Source organism: Streptomyces pseudogriseolus (assembly GCA_002154585.1).
GTDB classification, from domain to species: Bacteria; Actinomycetota; Actinomycetes; order Streptomycetales; family Streptomycetaceae; genus Streptomyces; species Streptomyces pseudogriseolus.
In genome coordinates this window covers 1-794 of record MUNG01000540.1, presented here as the reverse complement: position 1 = coordinate 794, position 794 = coordinate 1, and the positions used below count along the sequence as shown (strand labels likewise).

Here is a 794-nt window from a genome sequence, read left to right as displayed (position 1 = left end):
TGAGCGTTTTCCAACCTGGCGCTCAGGCTGGCCAGTTGGGCTGACAACGAGGTGAAGCCCCTGGTAGATGGGTTTTCGACCAAGAGAACCGTCTCCACCAGAGGCTTCACGTGCTTGTCTACCCGTCGGGCGTCGACGTGTCCAGCTCCGCCCTCCGCTTCCTCGCGCAGCAGTTGCGGCGCCACCGCCGCGTGATCGGCTCCCGGTGGCGGCGCCTGACCGCCGGCCGCCAGGCCCTGCTCACCCTCGCCCATCTCCGGGTGGGACACACCTATGCCCAGCTCGCCGCCGGATTCGGCGTCGGCACCACGACGGCCTACCGCTATGTCACCGAGGCGGTCGAGATCCTGGCCGCTCTCGCCCCCAGTCTGGCCGACGCGGTACGGACAGCTTCAGCAAAGGCGTATCTGATCCTGGACGGCACGCTCCTGCCGATCGACCGCATCGCTGCGGACCGGCCGTTCTACTCCGGCAAACACAAGAAGCACGGGATGAACGTGCAGGTCATCGCCGATCCCTTCGGTCGGCTGCTGTGGGCATCACCGGCTTTGCCCGGTGCCGTCCACGACATCCGCGCGGCCCGCGAACACGGCATCATCGACGCCCTGGCAGAGGCCGGCGTCTCGTGCTGGGCCGACAAGGGATACCGAGGTGCCGGGGGCACGGTCCGCGTCCCGTGCTGGGGGCGGTGGGAGACCCTCTCCTCAGGCCAGCAGGCGGTGAACCGGTCCCACGCGAAGATCCGGGCCCTCGTCGAGCAGGCCGTCGCCACCCTCAAGTCCTGGCGGCTCCTC

The 794-nt window shown here is 68.8% G+C and carries 1 protein-coding gene; it reads left to right on the top strand.

What is annotated here, in order from left to right; translation table 11 throughout:
• Nucleotides 1-110: 110 nt before the first annotated feature.
• On the top strand, nucleotides 111-794 hold a 684-nt coding region (locus tag CCN29_RS32405; RefSeq protein WP_086686091.1), incomplete at its 3' end, for a transposase family protein.